The 19,031-nt window shown below is 59.9% G+C and carries 12 protein-coding genes and 1 pseudogene; 5 read left to right on the top strand and 8 right to left on the bottom strand.

The annotated features are described in order from the left end of the window. Window position 1: 1 nt before the first annotated feature. Entirely contained in the window at window positions 2–1,108 is a 1,107-nt protein-coding gene (locus ABIA96_RS26935; RefSeq protein WP_354140065.1) for an acyltransferase family protein, read from the top strand. Further along, window positions 1,105–2,199, top strand: a complete 1,095-nt coding sequence (locus tag ABIA96_RS26930) for an acyltransferase family protein (RefSeq protein ID WP_502918851.1) — start codon at window positions 1,105–1,107, stop codon at window positions 2,197–2,199. The genes ABIA96_RS26935 and ABIA96_RS26930 overlap by 4 nt, the downstream gene beginning before the upstream one ends. 25 nt (window positions 2,200–2,224) lie before the next feature. On the opposite strand, the gene ABIA96_RS26925 is transcribed toward ABIA96_RS26930, so the two are convergent. After that, window positions 2,225–3,316 (bottom strand): glycosyltransferase family 4 protein, encoded by a 1,092-nt coding sequence (locus ABIA96_RS26925; protein WP_354140063.1) that lies wholly within the window; start codon window positions 3,314–3,316, stop codon window positions 2,225–2,227. A gap of 286 nt (window positions 3,317–3,602) precedes the next feature. On the opposite strand from ABIA96_RS26925, the gene ABIA96_RS26920 reads away from it, so the two are divergent. Together ABIA96_RS26920 and ABIA96_RS26915 are read left to right on the top strand one after the other, a co-directional pair. Continuing rightward, a complete protein-coding gene (locus ABIA96_RS26920; RefSeq protein WP_354140062.1) occupies window positions 3,603–5,060 on the top strand; it encodes a lipopolysaccharide biosynthesis protein in 1,458 nt (485 codons plus the stop codon). A 238-nt stretch (window positions 5,061–5,298) separates the two neighbouring features. Next, window positions 5,299–6,441, top strand: coding sequence for a polysaccharide pyruvyl transferase family protein (locus ABIA96_RS26915; RefSeq protein WP_354140061.1), 1,143 nt, complete (start codon window positions 5,299–5,301; stop codon window positions 6,439–6,441). Between the two features lie 30 nt (window positions 6,442–6,471). On the opposite strand, the gene ABIA96_RS26910 is transcribed toward ABIA96_RS26915, so the two are convergent. The 7 genes from ABIA96_RS26910 to ABIA96_RS26880 form a co-directional block, all read right to left on the bottom strand. Then, complete coding sequence (locus ABIA96_RS26910) at window positions 6,472–7,593, bottom strand: acyltransferase family protein (protein WP_354140060.1); 1,122 nt, start codon at window positions 7,591–7,593, stop codon at window positions 6,472–6,474. A gap of 215 nt (window positions 7,594–7,808) precedes the next feature. After that, entirely contained in the window at window positions 7,809–11,720 is a 3,912-nt protein-coding gene (locus ABIA96_RS26905) for an RHS repeat protein (protein WP_354140059.1), read from the bottom strand. A gap of 417 nt (window positions 11,721–12,137) precedes the next feature. Further along, entirely contained in the window at window positions 12,138–13,529 is a 1,392-nt protein-coding gene (locus tag ABIA96_RS26900) for a hypothetical protein (RefSeq protein ID WP_354140058.1), read from the bottom strand. After that, window positions 13,526–14,800 (bottom strand): glycosyltransferase family 4 protein, encoded by a 1,275-nt coding sequence (locus ABIA96_RS26895; RefSeq protein ID WP_354140057.1) that lies wholly within the window; start codon window positions 14,798–14,800, stop codon window positions 13,526–13,528. The genes ABIA96_RS26900 and ABIA96_RS26895 overlap by 4 nt, the downstream gene beginning before the upstream one ends. Before the next feature lie 28 nt (window positions 14,801–14,828). Beyond that, window positions 14,829–15,977 carry a cellulase family glycosylhydrolase gene (locus ABIA96_RS26890; protein ID WP_354140056.1) on the bottom strand — a complete coding sequence of 383 codons (1,149 nt, stop codon included), beginning with the start codon at window positions 15,975–15,977 and terminating at the stop codon, window positions 14,829–14,831. Window positions 15,978–16,209: 232 nt separating this feature from the next. Beyond that, entirely contained in the window at window positions 16,210–17,391 is a 1,182-nt protein-coding gene (locus tag ABIA96_RS26885) for a glycosyltransferase (RefSeq protein ID WP_354140055.1), read from the bottom strand. 220 nt (window positions 17,392–17,611) lie between these two features. Next, window positions 17,612–18,700, bottom strand: a complete 1,089-nt coding sequence (locus tag ABIA96_RS26880) for a glycosyltransferase family 4 protein (RefSeq protein ID WP_354140054.1) — start codon at window positions 18,698–18,700, stop codon at window positions 17,612–17,614. 230 nt (window positions 18,701–18,930) lie between these two features. On the opposite strand from ABIA96_RS26880, the pseudogene ABIA96_RS26875 reads away from it, so the two are divergent. Beyond that, window positions 18,931–19,031 (top strand): annotated as a pseudogene (locus ABIA96_RS26875) (UDP-glucuronate 5-epimerase); the annotation flags it as partial.

Genomic DNA, 19,031 nt, shown 5'->3' with positions numbered 1-19,031 from the left:
CATGCATAGACGGCTCGCATTCATCGATACGCTGCGCGGCATCGCCGTGTTGGCTGTGCTGTTCCAGCACGTGCTCGAAGTGATCGTCCAGAAGCACCCGACCGGCGCGTATTATTGGGTCTTCCACGACGCGATCGGCTACTACATGAATTTTGGCCGGTTTGGAGTCGTGCTGTTCTTCTTCGTGAGCGGTTTCGTCATCCCGTTCAGTTTTCCGAACAGCGCGACTCCGGTGCGTGATTTCGCGATCAGCCGCTTCTTCCGGCTCTATCCGGCCTACTGGACCTCGCTCGTGATCGGGCTCGTCACGATGCAGGTGCTGGAGTCCAGGGCCTATCCGCTGTCGCAGATCCTCGTGAACGTGACAATGCTTCAGACCTTCGTCAACGTCCCGAACCTCTGGGTCTTCTACTGGACGCTGGCGATCGAGCTGCTGTTCTACGTCGGATGCACCATTCTCTTCGCGACGGGATTACTGAACCGGCGCTTTACCGCAGTTGCGATTGTGATTGCTGCCGCGCTGATCGGCACCGCCGCGGCGGTGCTGGTCGAGAACAGGACGGTTTCATCGCTGATGGAGGTGGGGCTTAACCTCTCGGCGATGTTCCTGGGCAAGGTCATCCGCGACACGGTCATCGGCGGGAAGCTGCGATGGTCTCACGTCGCCGTTTGTACGGTTCTCTATGCGATCTTCGCGATCACGCTGGCCGACAGGCGGTTCGGTGGCGTCTATCAGGAGAATTTCTTCTACAGCTATTCGATCGGCTCCGCCTATGTCTGCGCGGCGCTCGTCTTTATCGTCTTTGCCAGGTTCGGTGAGAGGATGGCTTGGCGCTCGGTGGCGTTCGTCGGCGTGATTAGCTATTCCGTCTACCTGATGTCCCCCTTCGTCCTCGTCTTGATTCATCGCCTCGTCTGGATCGGCGACGGACCGCTGGGATGGTCGGCCTTCGCCCTTATGATCATGGCGCTGTCGATCCTGGTTAGCTGGATGACGTATACGTTCGTCGAGAAGCCCAGCATCTCCTTCGGGCAAAGGTTCCGCTCGGAGCGCAGAAAGCCGGTCGTTCTCGATCCCGCGCTCAGCACGCAGGGTGCCGCAGAGTGATGAAAGCTGCGCACCAGGCCGGCACTGGGCCAGACGGATCGTTCGTTCCGTCCGTCCAGGGGCTTCGGGGGATTGCGGCCCTGAGCGTGTTGATGGATCATTTCTACGACATGCCGAAGGGCGGCATGTACGACATTCCGGATCCCGGCTTCCTGCCACCGCTCTGGCTCTGGCTGCAATCGCTGATCAATGTCGGCGGCCATGGCGTCGAGCTCTTCTTCATGATCAGCGGCTTCCTGATCCCGGCTAGCCTGGTGCGGCACGGCTCGCTGCCACGATTCTTCTTCGATCGTATCCTGCGCATCATGCCTGTATTCGTCGTCCTGCACCTTGCGCTGTTCACGATCGGACCGGTCGTCGGCTACAAGTTCTTTCGTGGAATCGATCTGACCAGCTATCTCGGAATCTTCGCGGCGAATCTGTTTTTCGTGCAGGACGCGCTTGGCTTGCCCATCGCGCAGCAGAATGCCTGGACATTGGCCTACGAGTGGGCATTCTACATCTGGTTCGCGCTGACATTCGCCGTATTGCGGTTCGGAAGCAGGATGCTGGCGGCGCCGCTGGTCCTGCTCGGTATCGCGTGCGGCCTGCACTGGCCGATCACCGCGTTTTTCTGCATCGGGATGCTTTTCAGCGCCACGCGTTTCCGCATTTCCATTCCAGGGACGGTGGGCTTGATCGCAGGCGTGGCTTGCGGTGCCGCCATGTATGCCTGCCTGGTGCTCTTTCACACCTTCGTTGCTCTTGTCCCCGGCTTCCTGCTGTTCGGACTGGTGCTCGCGCCGAATTCCGGATTCGGCAAAGCTCTGAGCCAGCCGTCTCTCCAATATGTGGGCAAGATCAGCTACAGCCTTTATCTGGTGCACCCCTTTGTGCTGTTCCCGTTGCAGATGGCCGGGCTGAAGCTGGTTGCCGTTGGCGTTGACCGCTGGCTGCTGTGGACCGCGTTCATTCTGCTGGGCTTGGTGATGTCGCTGGTGGCGAGCGCGATCAGCTATGAACTCATCGAGGTGAGGCTGAGGCGCCTCCTGGATAGTGCAATCCGCTCCGTGTTCTTTCGTCCGCTACACAAGGCGGAACAATCCGCGTAGAGGACGCGGTGCCGCCATGCTGCGCTCAGCTGACGGCGGCGATGTTGCGATAGGACACCAACAGCCGCTCGGCGATGCGATCCCAGTTCAGGAGGCCTTCCGCTGTCTGCCGTGCGCCCGCTGTCAGCGTCGCAGCGAGCGGCTTCGAGGTCAGCACGCGTTCAAGCGCATCGGCCAATGCGCCGGCATCGCCGGGCGGAACCAGGAGCCCATTAACTCCGTCGGTCACGACGTCGGGAATGCCGCCCGCGGCGCTCGCGACGACCGGACGAGAATTTCCGTAAGCGGACGCAAGCACGCCACTCTGCGTCGCATCCTTATAGGGCAGAGCGACCACCGTTGCTGACTGAAACAATCGCCCCGTATCCGCCGGAGAAATATAGGCGTTGATCATTTTGACCGTCGGCATCGCCTGCATACGCGCCGCAAGCCGCGTCATCTCGGGGCCGCGGCCGGCGACGACAGCCTCGTGCGCCACGCCGCGCCGGGCCAGCATATCGATCGCATCGACAAAGACATCCAGCCCCTTGTAAGCCCACATTCGGCCAAAAAACAGAATGCGTGCGGGTTCGGATTCAATGTCCGCGGCCTGCGTTGGCGGGACCATGAGCACGCCGTGCATGCTGGATACGATCTCTCCCGTGAAGTCCGGCGAGGCGCGGCGAAAATCCGCAATGCAGCTGTCACCGTGCGTGGTGACGACCGAGGCGGCTGCGCGCATGCGACCGCGCCAGCCGTCCTCTCGTGCGGAGGTGCCGGATCCGCCCTCCGAATGCGGGATTGCGTCATGCACTGTCAGCACCACGGGAATCCTGAAGGGACGCAGGAGCTGAATCAGCCTTGACGTATAGATTTCGGGAACTTCGTGACAATGAACTACGTCCGGACGAAACGAAATTATGTCCAGGAAGGACGCCGGTATGCCAACGACGCCGCCGCGGCGCAGGCTAAGATCACGAATCCGCGTATCGAAAGAAGTCGACGCGGCGATATCCGCCAGTTCCCATTGCTGGTTCGCATCCTTGCGGTTGAGTACGAGTCGGACGTCGCAGTGGCGCGCCAATCCTGATGCGAGCCGGTAGGAATATTCCGCAAAATGCGGTGCGTAGATCGCCACGCGCAAGCGCCTGGAGTTGCGAGCGGACGGTGGAGCGGACGAATTCATCAAGGCATCCATTTTGCATCATATGGCTGAGGCCGATCGGAGTGTAGTCCACGATTTGAACTCACTTCCACGATAAATCGGATGATCAATGGCGCTCATCTGATTGCCATGAGACCGTCGTACTGTTGCACGATTGCGGCCGTCATCGTCATTGAGACAGCTGCACGCGCGATAATTGATTGCCTGGTTTCTAGCGGGCGATTGTGACTGGATCTGTCGGAATTGGGTCGATTTGTTGATGAACGTCACTCCGGTTAGACAACACCAGGTCGTGGTGGCATTGCTATGGTCGCTCGCGCAGAATTGGGGCGGCCGTGCGCTGTCGTTTGTTCTGTTCCTGATATTGGCGCGGCTGCTCGATCCCACGGATTTCGGACTCGCGGCGCTGGTTACCTTCATTCTGCTGCTCCTGAGCTCCATCTCTGAGTTCGGGTTTGGTGACGCGTTGATCCAGCGCCGCACGCTCGAGCCTGCGGATGTGACCCTGCCATTTTTTTGTTCATTGGCGGCATCGTCGATTCTTGCGGTTCTCATCGCGCTGCTTGCGACCCATATCGAGCATTGGCTCGACGTGAAGGGTCTGGCGCCGCTATTGACCGCCGCGAGCCTCTCGCTTCCGATCGGCACTGCTACACTGTTTCAGGAAGCGCTCTACAAGCGCCAGATGGACTTTCGCGTGCTTGCGGTCAGGACCATGGTCGCCACCGCCATCTCCGGCGTGGTGGGGATCGCTTGCGCTTATGCTGGGTTTGGCGCCCTCAGCCTCGTCATCCAGGTGGTCGTTCAGAGCGCGGTCAGCGGCCTGTGGCTTTGGAGCCAGCCGCGTTGGCTGCCGATGCGCGGCCGCAATCTCAAGAGCTTTCGCGAGCTCGCCGGCTACAGCATCCACGTCGTCTCGAACAGGGTGCTGGATTTCGCCATCGTGCGTACGATCGACATGATCATCCTGTCACTCTACGGGGTTGCGGCCCTTGGCATCTATACGGTGGGCGCGAGAGTTTACATTATCCTGATGCAATTGCTGACCCAGGCGGTCATGGATGTCGCGCTGAGCGCGCTGTCCAAGATCGCTCATGAGCGTGACCGTATTGCAGATGCCTATCTGCGCAGCGTCAGTCTCGGGGCACTGATCGGCTCTCCGGCCTTTGTGCTCCTTGCGGCGATCGCGCCGGAGTTCTCACTGCTGCTGTTCGGTGCAAAATGGAGCGGCAGCGAAGCGGTAATGAGACCGCTGATGCTGATCGGCGCTATTCAGACCGTGCAGTTCGTCAACAGCGCGTATTTTGGCGCGCTGGGCAAGCCCAACTACGTGTTCATGCTGAACATCCTCAAGTTCTGCACGGTGGTACCGGCAATGTTTCTGCTGCCGTCGCACAACATAGCTCAGCTGGCTACCATCTTCGCTGTCGCGCAGCTCGTGGTAACGCCCGTGACGTTCGCGCTGGCGCTCCGGCTATTGGGCCTGAGCTGGGGCCAGTTTCTGCGGCCCGTCGCCGGCTGCTTGTGCGCGATTGTTCTGGCCTATGGCGCGGTTGCGCTATGCCGCGAAGCGACAGCAGACATAAATCCCTATTTGCGGATGGGACTGCTGTCGTCATGCTTTGGGGCGACCTATTTGATGAGCATCTTGCTATTCTGGCGGAAGCAGCTGTTCTCCCTGATCGCTTTCGTCGCGAAACGTGGTGTGACCGCCTGAAGAAGACGAGGAAGACGTCGTGAAACAATTGATTCCGGTACCTGTTCGCAAGCATCTCCGAGGCTGGCTCAACAGCGCGAAGAATACGCCCTTTGCGGTCGATCTGCTCGAGTTGCGCAGGTGGCAGATCGCCAGGAAGGGTATCGGTGCCAACGCTGCGCCGCGCAACAACCCGCCCCGGCTCGTCCTGCTGCCTTCCGACCCCTGGAGCATTCATCAGTCGCGCGGCGATGAGGCTATGATCGAGGCGGCTGTCGGCGAGATGAAACGGGCGCATCCGGACATCGAGGTCTACATTGTCACCGCCACCAGAGCGGCAAGCGCGGAGGTGCGCGCAATGGGGTTCAAGCCGCTCGAGTTTTGGCGACAGCCATTCTCCTATGAAACCGTGGCGCGGGAGCTGTGCCTCACCAGGCCCGATTTTGGGATGGTTCTGGGGGCCGATGTGCTCGACGGTTATTATTCCCCCGTCGATGCCGCTCGCATGCTGCTTGTTGCCGATCTCATGGCGGCGTGCGGCGCCAAGGTCAGCGTGCTCGGATTCAGCTTCAACTCCCATCCGGCCAAGGCGCTGCGTGAGGTGTTTCGGCTGCTGGAGCCGGGCGTGGTCTTGAATCTGCGCGATTCAGTATCTCTTCAACGCTTCAACGATTTCGCCAAGAATCGTGCGCAGCTCGTCGCCGACGCTGCGTTCATGCTGGTGCCGCAGGAGGAGACAGCAGCGGTGAAGCGGATTGCGGCCGGGATAGCGGAGCAGCGCAGCCAAGGGCGCAATGTCTTTGTCTTCAATATCCACCCGATGTTGTTCAGGACGCCCGAGCCGGCCAAGTTGCAGCAGATGATCGAACTTGCGGCGAGCGCAATGGGGCGCCTGTCGAGGGAGCATCCCGTAAGCTGGGTGTTGCTTGCGCACGACTATCGTCCGGAGATCGCTGACGACAACTGCCTTCGACCGCTGGCCGATCGCTTGCGCGGAACGGTTGGCGACCATGTCCATCATGTCGAGCAGGTTCTGTCGGCAAGGGAGATCAAGGCCGTCGTCGGTCTGGTGGACGGCGTCATCACCGGCCGCATGCATCTGGCGATCGCGGCTCTTGGGCAGGGGACACCCGTTGCGGCGATAACATACCAGGACAAGTTCCAAGGCCTGTTCGCTCATTTCGGCGTCAGTGAATCGCTCCTGCTCTCGCCGGCGCAGCTTCTCTCCGGCGATAATCTCGAGCAGTTCATGCTGCGGTTCCTTGATGCGCACAAAGCCGCCGGCGCGCTGGTCCGCCGCATGCTCCCGGGGGTCATGGAGCTGTCTCGCGCCAACATCGCTCCTCTGCTGGGCGATGGCTTGATGCGGATTGTCCCAGAATCCGATGGTAAGGTCGCTTGAGCGGAATCAGGCGGAAAACACCATCGGACGTCAGTTGGCCGCCTGCTCCGTCTCCTCGAAACGCAGGGACGCCTCGGCGGATTGCACCTTGCGGGGCGATCTCAATCCGACGTCGGACCAGCGATTGATCAGTCGTCGCGCCGGATTCTCGAAATAGGCATAGGTGCGGTCGGCGATGATGGTCAGGACCGCGCAGCACGCCAGGGCGAAGAGGCCGAATTGATCGGGACGCAGCCCAAGCGCGGTCCACAACGGTTTGAACACGGCGATGAGAACGGCATCGTGCAGCATGTAGATGGCGTATGAAGTGTTGCCGAGCCGCCCAAGCAAGCGGCTACCGGGAATTTGCGCGAAGGCGCTCTCGCCGACTGCGGTGAGCAGGATGGCGCAGGAGAACAGCACAATGGCCAGATCGGGCTTGGCGAAGACGTTCAGGACAAGGACGGAGATCCCAAACATCGCGATACCGGCGAAGACGACGCGCTTCTGTCGGTAGGGCTGCGATAGCCTGAACAGAATGGCGAGCAAGATGCCGTTCAGAAAGCTCGGCAGCGCACGGAGCATCCCGAAATCGTAGTTGGCTCCATACATCTGCGATCGGTCTTGCCAGATCGGCAGGTGGCCGTGGGCCAGGATCAGGTAGAGCGCCGCAACGATCGCGGCCAGCACCAGCGGGTGGACCTTGCGTGCAAGTAGCATCAACAGCGGAAAGATCAGGTAGCAGAAGAATTCCGCGCTGATCGACCATGATGGCGAGTTGAAGCTGAGGTGATTGGTCACGCCCCACGCTTGAAGCAGCACAAGGTTATACAGGAAGTCCAGCGGGGTCGATCTTGCCGATCGATCCAGACCGGACCCAATGAGCAGAACGAACACCAGCAATGTCAAAAAATGCAGGGGATAAATCCGCCCAATGCGGCGGATCATGAACCGCGAATATGCCCTGAGGCCGTGCGCGTCAGACGGATAGGAATAGGAGATCACGAACCCGGACAAGATGAAGAACATGTCCACGAACAGGCCATAAGAACCGTTCCAGACCGGTGCAATGCCGTCGTCGAGGGTCTTGAGATGGAAAATGAAAACGCCGAGGGCGGCAACGAAGCGATAGAAGTCGAGAACGACAAAACGTCTTGCTTCATTGGCTTCCATCGAGTGTCGATTTCCTTGCGTGGCGTTGCCACTTCCTAGCGATCAATTGTGACGCAAGTTCGCTTGGCCGCGCACTTCACGGCGGGCGATTCGTCATTGTGCGGCTTGTGCCAGTCGACAAGGCAGCCGCTCAATTGATGAGCAGCGCCGAGATCTGCCGTAGCAGTTCCCGGCGCTCGAGATAGTGATGCAATCGTGCGGACAATTCGCCGTGTTCAGACGAACAGGAAGTCGTGGCTCGTCAGGCTGGCCACATTGATGTTCTTCAGGAGAATGGAGTCGTTGGCCGACAGCGTGACCAGTGCGTTCGCGCCGGACTGTGTGACCTGAAGATGACCATAGTCCGCAACCAGGAGCTTCGAAATCTCGACGGTGTCGTGATTTGCGACGTCGCCGGCGTGGAAGTTGAGGATCTGGTCCTGGCCGTGATTGTAAACGACGGTGGTCGAGCCCGGGGCGGTCGAAAATACGTCGTTGCCGGTTCCGCCCTGGATTGTCTGTCCGGCGGCGACGGCCGTGACGTTGTGCGTGCCGTCCGTCTTGGTGTCATCGAAGTACTGCAGGGCGTTGGAGTTGTTATAGTGCTCGTGCTGTGTCGTTCCGGTCTGTCCGTTGAAGTTGAACAGGAAGACGTCCTTCGAGCCGTCGACATTGTTGGCGGTTTCCTGGGTCTTTGAACCGGAGGCGTCGTAGATGTCGGTCAGCTTGCTGCCGTCGTTGTGGATGACCTGGCTATAGTCCAGAGTGCCGTCGGCATGGGTCCGGGTCACCTCCACGATATGGCCAGAGGCATCGAGGTGCTGATGTTGGGTGGTATAGGGCTGCCCGGTGATGTTGTAGCCCCAGTTGTCGGACGTGCCATCGGCGTTGGTAATGTAGGCGGCGCTCTTCACACCGTTGGTGTAGGCGATCGTGGAGTTATAGCCGTCGTTCTTGCTCGTCACCTCGCTGGTGAGAACGCCCTTGGCATCGTACCAGTCTGAGGTCTTGGTGCCGTCTGAGCTCTGTACAAGCGTGAACGCCAGGCTGTTGTCGGCGTGTGTGCGCACGATGTCGGTGAGGAAGCCCGTCGAATCATAGCTGTCGTGCTCGCTCGTGTAGGTCTGCCCCGCGACATTGAGCTGGAATACGTCTTTCGCGCCGTTGGCGTGGTAATCGGTCTCCGTCATCTTGAGGCCGGAGGCATTGTAGTTGCTCACCACGCTGCTGCCGTCGCTATTGATGACCTGCGTATAGTCGAGCGAGCCGTCGGCATGCATGCGGGTGACTTCAGTGGTCTGGCCCGACGCATCGAGGTGTTGATGCTGCGTCGTATAGCTCTGACCGGTTATGTTGTAGCTGTAATTATCGTGGCTTTGGTCGGCATTGGTGATGTAGAGCGCAGTCTTCACGCCGCTGGTGTAAGTCGTCGTGGCGCTGTAACCGCTCGCCTTCTGTAAGACCTCGCTGGTGAGGGATCCGCTGGCGTCGTACCAGTCGGACGTCACGGTCCCATCGCTGCTCTGCACCAGCTTGAAAGCTGGGCTGCCATCGGCGTGGCTGCGCACCAGCGTGGTGAGGAAGCCGGTCACATCGTAGATGTCGTGCTCGGTCGTGTAGTTCTGGCCGGTTACGTTGAAGAGCCAGATGTCCTTGCCGCCATCGGCATTGTAGTCGGTTTCCTTCGTCCTCGTCCCCCCTGCATCGTAGTTGGTGACGATGCTGCTGCCGTCGCTGTTGATGACTTGCTTATAGTCCAGCGTGCCGTCGGCGTGGTTGCGGGTTACGGCCGTGACCTTGCCGGATGGATCGACGTGCTGGATCAATGTGCTGTAGCTCTGGCCGGTGATGCCATAGGCGTAGTTGTCCTGGCTGCCGTCCGCGTTCTTGACGTAGGCGTTGGTTTTGACGCCGTTGCTGTAGAGCGTCGTCGAGTTGAAGCCGTTGGCCTTCTCTACGACCTCACTGGTGAGGTTACCGGTGGCGCCGTACCAATCGGTCGTCTTGGTGCCATCGGTCGCCTGCGCCAGCCTGAAGGCAAGGCTGCCGTCGGTGTGGAGGCGCGTCAGGGTGGTGAGAAATCCGGTTGTATCGTAGACGTCGTGCTCGGTCGCATAGCTCTGGCCCTTGATGGCGTAGGTCCAGACGTCCTTGCTGTGATCGGCATGATAGGCGGTCTCGACCAGCTTGACCCCCGCGGCGCTATAGGTGGTGATCACGCTGCCGCCGTCGCTGTTGTAGACCTGCGTCGAATCGAGTGAGCCGTCGGCATGGCTGCGGACTACGGAAGTCACCTTGCCCGTGGTGTCGAGGTGCTGGACCTGGCTCGTGTAGCTCTGTCCCTTGATGTTGTACGTGTAGTTGTCCTGGGTGTGGTCGGCATTCCTGACATAGGCGGCGGTCTTCACGCCGTTGGTATAGATCGTGGTCGAATAATAGCCGCTCGACTTCTGCACGGCTTCGTTGAGAAGAACGCCGGCTGTGTTGAAAGTGTCGGTCGTCTTGGTTCCGTCGGTTCCGGTATGGACGGAGGTGGTCTTTACACCGGCGGTGTAGCCGATCGCATCCTTGGAGCCGTCAGTGTAGGCAATCGTGGTCGAGATTGGCTGTCCGCTGGCATTCAGGCCGGTATCCGAAGTCGAGACGAGCTTTCCGCCGGCGTCATAGGTCTTCGTGTTGGTCCAGATCGCGGCCGAATTCGTCACGGAGAACGAGTATCCGCCCTGGATTTTGGACAACGCGTCACCGTAGTGGGCGATGATGTAGTCCATCGTCGCTTTCGATGCGACTGGCAGGACGTGCGTGTCGGTCAGCGTGATCGTCTGCAGCGCTGTTGACGCGCTGAGGTCAGACAGTTGCGGCACGATCTCCGCCGCCGTTCCGGTGATGCTGGCCTGGGTGCTCGGCGGCGTTGGCGTGGTGGCGGGTGCGTCAATCTCGATGATGAGCGGATGATCGCCAACGGGGATGGTGATCGTGCTGACATCGGTGTAACTGGCGATCGCCGATGTTCCGGTCAGAGTATCATAAACCTTCACGGAATGATGCACGCTGCCGAGGTTCACCGTGACAGTCTGGGTCGGATTGGATATTTCGGAATCGGTGGCGTCATTCCAGAGCTTGGGTTCGGCCCAGACGACGAGCTCGTAGCCGCCGTTGCTCTTGCCGAGCACCATGCTGCTACCTGAGGCCGGCATGTTGCTCAGTGTGTAGTTCAATGGTTCAGTCGGTTGCTGCCCGCCCTTGCCGTCATCGGCCAAAATGGTCGTCAGATTGTGAATCGCCGTGGCGGCGAGCTTCGGCGTCCCGTCGGAGTTGAACAGTCCGAAGTTGGCTTCCGGATTGGTATTGCCGGCGCTCGAGTCCCGGTCGAACATCTCGTAGAGATAGGTCGCGCTCACGCCATCCTTGTAGGCGTCGACCAGCGTGTTCAGGATTGATTTGGCTTGCACCGTCTCGTCGACGCCCAGATATTGGGTGTTGGCTTGCGTGGTATAGCCGGTTTCCGTGATGACGACGGGCTTGCCGGGCGCTGCGGCCGCGACAGCACTCAACGTGGCAGCGAGCGAGCTGCTCGGAGACGTGCCGGTGTTGACATAGGCGTGCGCGTTGACGAAGTCGACCGAACCCGACATGTCGCCGAGCTGGCTGTAGCCTTGAGGATCATTGTAGGCGAGCGACAGGTTGAAGACCGGGATGCTGGCGAGCCCGGCGTCTCCTTTCACCGCCTGATAGAGCGCGCTTTGGTATTGAGCGGCGGCGCTCAGGCTCGAGCTGCCATTATAACTGAAGGGCTGATGATTGGCTTCGTTCAGCCCCTCGATCGCGCTGATGCTGCCCGGGTGGCTCGCCGTGAATTTATCGAGCGACACGATATAGCTGGCAAGTCCCGCGGCACCCAGCGAGGGCAGGGCGGACGATACGATGAAGTCGAATTTGTAGCCGGCAGCAGCCAGGCCGGCGACGACCGGTTGTGCGGCGGGACTGGTCGCCATCGCATCGCGGAGATGGGTGACGCCGAGATATTTCAGGTCATCGGCCATCATCGCGAGGTTGTTGTAGTCGGTCCACCCGAAGCCGGCATGCGTATTGACGCCGATGGAGTTGATGAAGCCGCTTGCGGAGAGAACGGTTTGATCTGACGACATTTCACACTCGAATTTCTGCGCGAACGAAATTGCTCGCAGGGATTGCGTTCAACCTTCTGTGTCGAGTGTGAATTTCAGATAAAAATCGATGCTACAAATCGAAAGCGAATAGCGGTTCCTTGTACGGGAACAGGCTTTGCTCTGATCTTGCAGAATAGTGATGGGATGCCGGCTCAGCATGACGTGAGGAAGGCGCTTTCAAGATTTCCACGGCCTTCACTGCTGAATGTATGCGCAGCTGACCCGATCAATCTGCGCGTTCGATGCCCGATCGCTTTGCAATTGCCGTGATTGGAGGCGAGCAAGCCAACAATGATAAGCGTATTGGTTGTGTCTGCCGAATTGCGATGCGGACCTTCGACCAGGGTTTCACTGTGGGAACTGGAGGACGTGCGTTGCCGAACGAGCCAAGGATGATCAGCCGCGGCGGGCCAACATCAGAAAGTTTCCCCTCCAGCCGATAATGGCCGTTGCCGCAGCGGCGACAACGATCTTCCCGGCGAGCCATGTCGCGGGCTCCGTCGGCATGGAACAGAGCGATCCGATCAGGAGAGCGGCCATTACGGCTTGAATGACCAGAGACCAGCGCGGAAACGCCTCGAACCTGAGCGTAGGGCCAAGCGCGGCCAGAATTGCCGCGAGCGTGGCGATCGAGGCACAGGCGACCGCTCCTTGGGGTGGCAGGCCCGCGGACACCGCGACCAGGGAGAAAGCTGCAACCATCGCGAGCTGGCCGGCAGCGACGACAACGAGCCTGGTCGCGAGCTTTTCGAGATGGGGGACGACCGCGATCGTCGCCTGCAGGTGGGTATGCAGGAAATAGAACGCCGCCACCGTCGGCGCCGTCGTCATGAATCCGTCCAGGCTTTCGGGCGGGACCAGGATCCGGGCCGCGTCCGGAATGAAGGCCAGGAGTCCGCCAAGCAGCACGAGGGTGGTGCAAAGCATGAACTCGAACATGCGTCGTGTCGATTGAACCGATGTCGCGACACTCCCGTGTTCGAAGTCATTGACCACGTCGGGATAGCTCACGGTGTGGATTGCCGCATTGAGGACCCAGAAGGGGCGTTGCAGCAGGTCGAGCGCAATCGAAAACCCTGCGCCGGCTCCCGTTGCGCCGAGTCGACCGATGACGATGATGCGGAGCAGCACCGGCACTGACAGATGGATGACGGAGGCGCCGGCCGCGAGCATGCCGTAACGCGAGAAATCCTTCCAGTCAGCCATCATGCTCCGCAGCGAAACGCGCTCAAGCGGCGTGCGATATGCGGCAAGGCCGGCGAGGAGGCCGAGCGTGTGACCCGACGCAATGCCGAGCAGCGCCGCTTCGGCCGTTCCTGAAATCGCCGCTCCCGTGAGGGCGCCGGTCAGAAGCGCCGTGGCACGCAACGCAAGCAGAAATGATGCGGTCCCCAGCCGATCGGACAGACGGATCGACAGGAAATACAGATCGGTCAAGCCCTGGAGGACGGCCACGCCCAGGCCCAGGGCGACGAGGCCTGGCGTGAGACCGCTGATCAGGGATGCGCAGCTTCCGACCGCGACCAACGCGCCGGCGCTGAACAGCCCCGCTGCAAAGAGCGACGATCTTAGTCGAGCCGCCTCGCTTTCCCGGGCGGCCGCCAGAAAGCGCAGGCCGGCGAGCTGCAACCATTCGAACATGAGAACGCAGAGCAACTGGCTCGAGGCCATTGCAAAGGAAAAGCCGGTATAGTCGGCAGCGGGCAACAAGTGACTGATCGCGAAGATCAGGATGATCGCTGCTGCGCTCTGATAGACATAGCCAGCAAGCGCGAAGAGGCGGATCATCTCGGAATGAGGCTGCTCTTTGCGACAGCAGGCCCTTGCGGCGCCTCGGCCGTTGTCGTGCGCACGGACGACATCCGTTGCTCGCGCAATTGCTCATACAGGGTCTTGTACGACGACAATACGTCGGAAAATATCCACTTGTTCGTATCCGCAATAAGTCGCCGGCTGATCTCATCGATTTTGTGAGGATCCGCCGCGATCTCACGCATGCTCTTGGCGAGAGATTCTGGATCGGCTTCAGTCAACCAACCCGTTATGCCGTGCACGATGACCTCCGGCATGCCGCCAAAGCGCGTCCCAAGCAGCGGTCTGCCGGCAGCCTTGGCATCTGCGACGACGAGAGGGCCGGGATCGTGCCAGATGGATGGTGCGATCACGACGTCGACTTGCCTGTAAAATTCGTCGGGCGACACAAATCCCATGAACTCGATCCGCGCATCCGGTGCCAGCGTCCTGAGGCGCTGCTGTTCCTGATCGCTGACGCGGCCGGCGATCAGCGTCCGGATCCGGTCATTTGGCAGCATTGCGAGCGCTAGCATCAGATTGTCGATGCCTTTCTCCTCGGTGAGCCGTCCGATGAATCCGAACGTCACTTCCGTCGTGCAGACGGGACGGGGATAAGGCGAGCGCGGCGGCTCGGTGGAAGCATTGCGGATCACGGTGCGGATCGGCGTCTCGGCAAACATGCCCATATCGGTGTGAATGGAAAGGACGCGTTCGCTGACGCCGACCACGGCACTAAGCCAGTGCGTGGCGCGCTTGCGGTGGTAGCTCAGGATTCCACAGCTCGTACAAGTGCGCTCGCAAGACCGCCCCTTGTCAAAGCGCGAGCAGCGAGGACACGTCAAATAGTAGTCATGAAGCGTATGAAGCACCGGGACGCCGAGCCGGGCGGCTACCCGCCAGATTGCGGTGGTCAGGCCCGATAGATTGTTGGAGTGAAGCACATCCGGCTTGAAAGCCCGAATACGCTCCGCGACCATCGGCGCCTGGATCTGCCAATCGTCAATCGCATGCCAGATGCTTCGCTTTACGACGTTCTTCTGCTCCGCGAATGGCGCATAAACGTTTCGCACCGGCGCGGAATAGACGTTGATGCCGCTGCATAGTTCACGCGCTTGCTCGGGCGCGGATGCGGCGCGTATCACTTCCACCTCATCGCCGCGCTGGACGAGACCCTCGGCAAACCTTCGCGCAAAGATCTCGGCTCCACCGACGATCTTTGGTGCCTGGGGCGTCGGATAAAGTGTGGACGTCATAAGAATTTTCATCGCGTCAACCTCTTGTCGGCAATCTCGGCTACCGCGCCGGCCGTATTTCCAGTGCGGGAATCGCAGCATGATTGGCGGTGATCAGGACCGGTGTGCTCGAGACCGGCATCCAGACCCCCGAAGCCGGCCTTGCAGCCGAATCGCACGGCGCAGCAAAGGTCGCACCTGGCACATCCCCTTTGAGCCGGACTTCGTAATGTCGGTCCGGGTCCTCGGACCAGACGGCAACCTTGCCGCCGGTTGTCGACGACGCTCCAATCGACGCGACGCCGCTGGCGAGGCTTCTTCGTTCTGCATTCAGACTGGAACGGATGAACGCCCAGGCGCCGCGCGCGGCGCAGGCGACGGGCTTTGGCGAATTGTCGAAACGATAGAGTCCGAAATTGTCCTCCAGCTCGGATGGATTCTGGCCACTGTTCTTGAGTTCATAGATCCACATCCCCTTGAGCCAGCGCGCCGCCGTCGACGACCACAGGATGAGCTGGGCGGTGTTGTCGGCTTGAGCCTGCTCACTGACCCCGCATTTGTTCGCTGCCGTGGTCCAGCCCGTCTCGGTCACGTAGATGGGAAAGTCGGGATTACCGCTGGCTTGACCGACGAGGCGATGAAACGCCGTGAGCCGGTCGATAATTTCGGTCGAAGTGCGCTTCGCCGGCGCCATGCAGAAATTGTAAAGATGAATCGAGGCGCCGTCGGCGTATTGAAGGATTCCGGTTTGAAGCATCTTCTCCGTCCAGCTCCAACCCGGATCGTCGCCGATCGCGCCGACCACGAAAGGTGCATTCGGCGCGGCCCGCTTGACCGCCGGTTGTGTCGCCTGGGCAAGCGCAAGGTAGTTTTCGGGCGAGAATGCAGCGTCTTTCTTCGCTGCCAGATTCCACTCGTTCCAGAGCTCGAAAATCGGGTGCTGCGGTGCTACCGATTGGGCTGCCGCAGCCGCATAGTCGGCGAACCGCCGCCGGGCTTCGTCGGTCGTCGGCGGTGAGGAATTTGGAACGAGATGGTGTCCGAACGCGAGAATGAGGAGTGGGCGGGCGACGCCGGACTGGATCTGTGCATCCAGCCTGGCGAGCCGCGGCGTGAAACCCATCCGGCGGCCCGCCAACTCGAAATCAGACCAGGGAAAATCATCGCGAAACGCGTTGAAGCCCAACTGCTTGATCTGGCCGATGTTCACGGAAGGCACGTAGCCTCGCGGACTCACCGGACCACCCAGCCCCTGATGGGTACCGGTACCCATCAGGAATCTGGTATCGAGCGGCTGCGTCTGTTGAGCGCATACGGGGGCGGATAGATTAACGGACGCGACAAGGCTTGCGATACAGAGAAGCCTGTTGCGACCCAAGGTGCGGTGGCCTGCCATCGTCTAGATCATACTCGCGATCAATTCCGGTGTGCCGCGGCTTGCCTCAAAAGGGCTTCGAGAGATCCGATTGCAGTTCGGTCGTCTCGCCGACGCGGGTCTTTCTGTCGTCCAGGAGTTCGACATAGACCTGCTGCAATTGGCGATGTGTCTTCTGGACGTCATAAAACTGCTTGAACCGATCGTAACCGCGCTGACCTAATACCTTGAGATCGAGATCGAGCATGCGTCGAAAGCCGTCGACGAGTGGCTGAACGGCGACCGGCTCGCAAAGTACGCCGGTGACACCGTCGACGACAATTTCAGGCAACGCGCCGCTATGAAAGGCCAGGATCGGCTTGGCTGCCCTCATCGCTTCCAGGGCGACGAGGCCGAAGGCCTCCCAACGCGAGGGGATGACGACGAGGTCGGCCGCCTCCAGATGGGTCTCAATCTGCTGACGATCCAGCCAGCCTAGCAGAGAGACGTTGGGGGGAACCGCGCGGGCTTCGAGTTTACTGATCACCGAGGCGCCGACAATGCGCACATCCAAGACGTCCTCGAGCGATCGGGCCGCTTCGATCAGGAGGTCGAACCCTTTTTGTCGGTCCAGCCGACCAATGAACAGGACCTTGGCTTTCGTTGAAGTCCAGTCTGCCGCAGCGGAGTGGGGCAGCGGGCGGCTCCTGGAGATGCCGTTGTGCACCAGAGTAAGGCGATCAGCCGGAATTCCCGCTCGAATTGCTTCATTGAATTCATCGCCGGATATGCAGATGATGCGGTCCGACGTGCGTGCGAGAATATTTTCTGCAGCTTTCGTCACCAGATGGCTCAGGCGGCCGGTCTCACGCGCGAATGCCCAGCCGTGCGGGCAATAAACCACACGGGGGGCCTCAGAACGCGCAGCCAGCGCGGGACGGAGAACAAGTCCGGCAAAGGACGAATGGAGATGCACGACGTCAGGCCGGAAGGCGTCGAGCGCTTGCATGCTCGCGCGCAGCATCTGGAACAACCCGGAGACGCTGCGGCCAGATCTCCCGAACGTGGTGATCTGGCTGTCATCAACCCCGATGAGGTCGTTGCGATGATCCGATGGGACGACATAATGCACATTGTCGGCACCGAAGCCCGCTTGCTGCTGCGGATGTAACTCGTTCAGGTAGCTCGCAATCCCACCCCGGATCGTTTCCGCGACGTGCAGCACTTTCAACGGCTGCCCTGCCGAGGATTGCGTTGGCGATCTGGACATCGTGCATCCTTGGTTGAGCATCAACTGATGCGGTCACAATCCAACCGATCCGTAGCGATATTTAGGCGGGGATGTGGTGATGTTGCGAAGGGTTCGTGCATCATCGCCTGGCTTCATCCAGGCTGACAATGTCGAGGAACCAATCGGCGCCGGGTGTTGTGAGCGTTCCGGCTTGAAGCTGCGCAAAAATTGAGCGCACTTTGCTCCACAGCAGGCTTCGTTAAGCGCGGGGTTGCGCTAGAAAATCCAGCAGCGCCCGCGCGGAATTCTGCCATGAGTATAATGCGAGGCGATGTTGCTGCATTCTGCGCTCCTCATTCGAGATGGCGCCAACGGCCAGCCTTTCGATCATGAGCTGTTTCAGCGCTTGAGTATCGCTGGCGCGAAAATAAGCAGCCGCGTCACCGCATGTCTCGACAACGGCGTCAGCGGTGGACGCAATGACCGGACAACCGAAGATCATGGCTTCAAGCGGTGGTACCCCGAATCCTTCGTAAAGAGAGGGAAAAACGAACGCCAATGCGTCGGCATAAAGGGCGGCAATCTCGCTGTCTGTCAGGCGTCCGGCAAGAAGCAGGCTCGAATCGGTCTCGCCCAAATTGTCTTGGAACACCCTGCTATTATCGCCTCCCACAATGACCAACGGTATGTCTCCCCTCCCGAGCAGCCGAGCGGCGTCGATCGCAACGGCGAGGTTCTTGTTCTTGGTTCTGGAACCTACAAAAAGGAAGTATTTGCGCGGTTGAACCCCTAATCGTGCGAGAATTTTTACGTCAGGCGTTGTGGCCGCGAAATGTTCTGCGCTGTTTGGGAATATCGGAATGTCGGCTTCTGCCAAGCCGAGCATCGCAGCCAACTCTTTCCGAGAAAAGGCTGAGACCGTCGCGACCGTTGCCCGTCTCGCGAGCAGCCTGTCCATCGTCCGATGCACGGCCAGGTAGCGCCAACTGAAGAAGTCGGGGCGGCGGAAGACCTGCGCGTCATGAATGACGATGACGTGATCACGATGGAACACAGGACCGGAGTTGGCGAGGCTGATGAGCCGCCCAGGGGCAGCGGCCCGTGCAAGATCGATTTGGTCCCAAGCATGGCCGGTCAGGCGTCCAATTTTTCGGATCTTGATTCGGTCGAGACGGAGCGTTTCGCTCGTATTGCTTGGTACCAGCAACTCCCATTCGGCCTGCCGAAGCGAGGCGGGCAATTGGTCCGAGACCAGCAATGCATCGATTGCTTTGACCATTTCCGCGGCATAACGCTGAACGCCGGTCAGGTTCTGCGATAGAAAGCGGCCGTTGATGAAGAGCTTCAAGTCATTACCGCTGAAATTGGTGCCGTCTGGTTCAAGGATGGTGTTTCGATAAGGACTCGGTAGTGCCCAAAGATGACCGGAGTGCGATGTATTTCTCAGTTGATATGCTTGCTCTCGTTGCAGCAACGTACTCGACAAAGCCGCACTGTTGCCATGTTAAGCTCGGGATGGACGAATTAGCGGCGCTTTCGTGGAGCCGGTCATGTTGCGACGTCCTAAGGGCGAACAAGCCGCTGCGGCTCTTTAACCATGGCAAAATGCGCCGCGACTTCACCTATATTGACGACGTGACCCGTGTCGTATCCAGGCTGATCGATCTTGTGCCCGCGGA

This window comes from Bradyrhizobium sp. LB11.1 (assembly GCF_040549385.1).
GTDB lineage: Bacteria > Pseudomonadota > Alphaproteobacteria > Rhizobiales > Xanthobacteraceae > Bradyrhizobium.
Note: the sequence above shows the minus strand (reverse complement) of the source record. Positions and strands in the feature narration are given on the sequence as shown.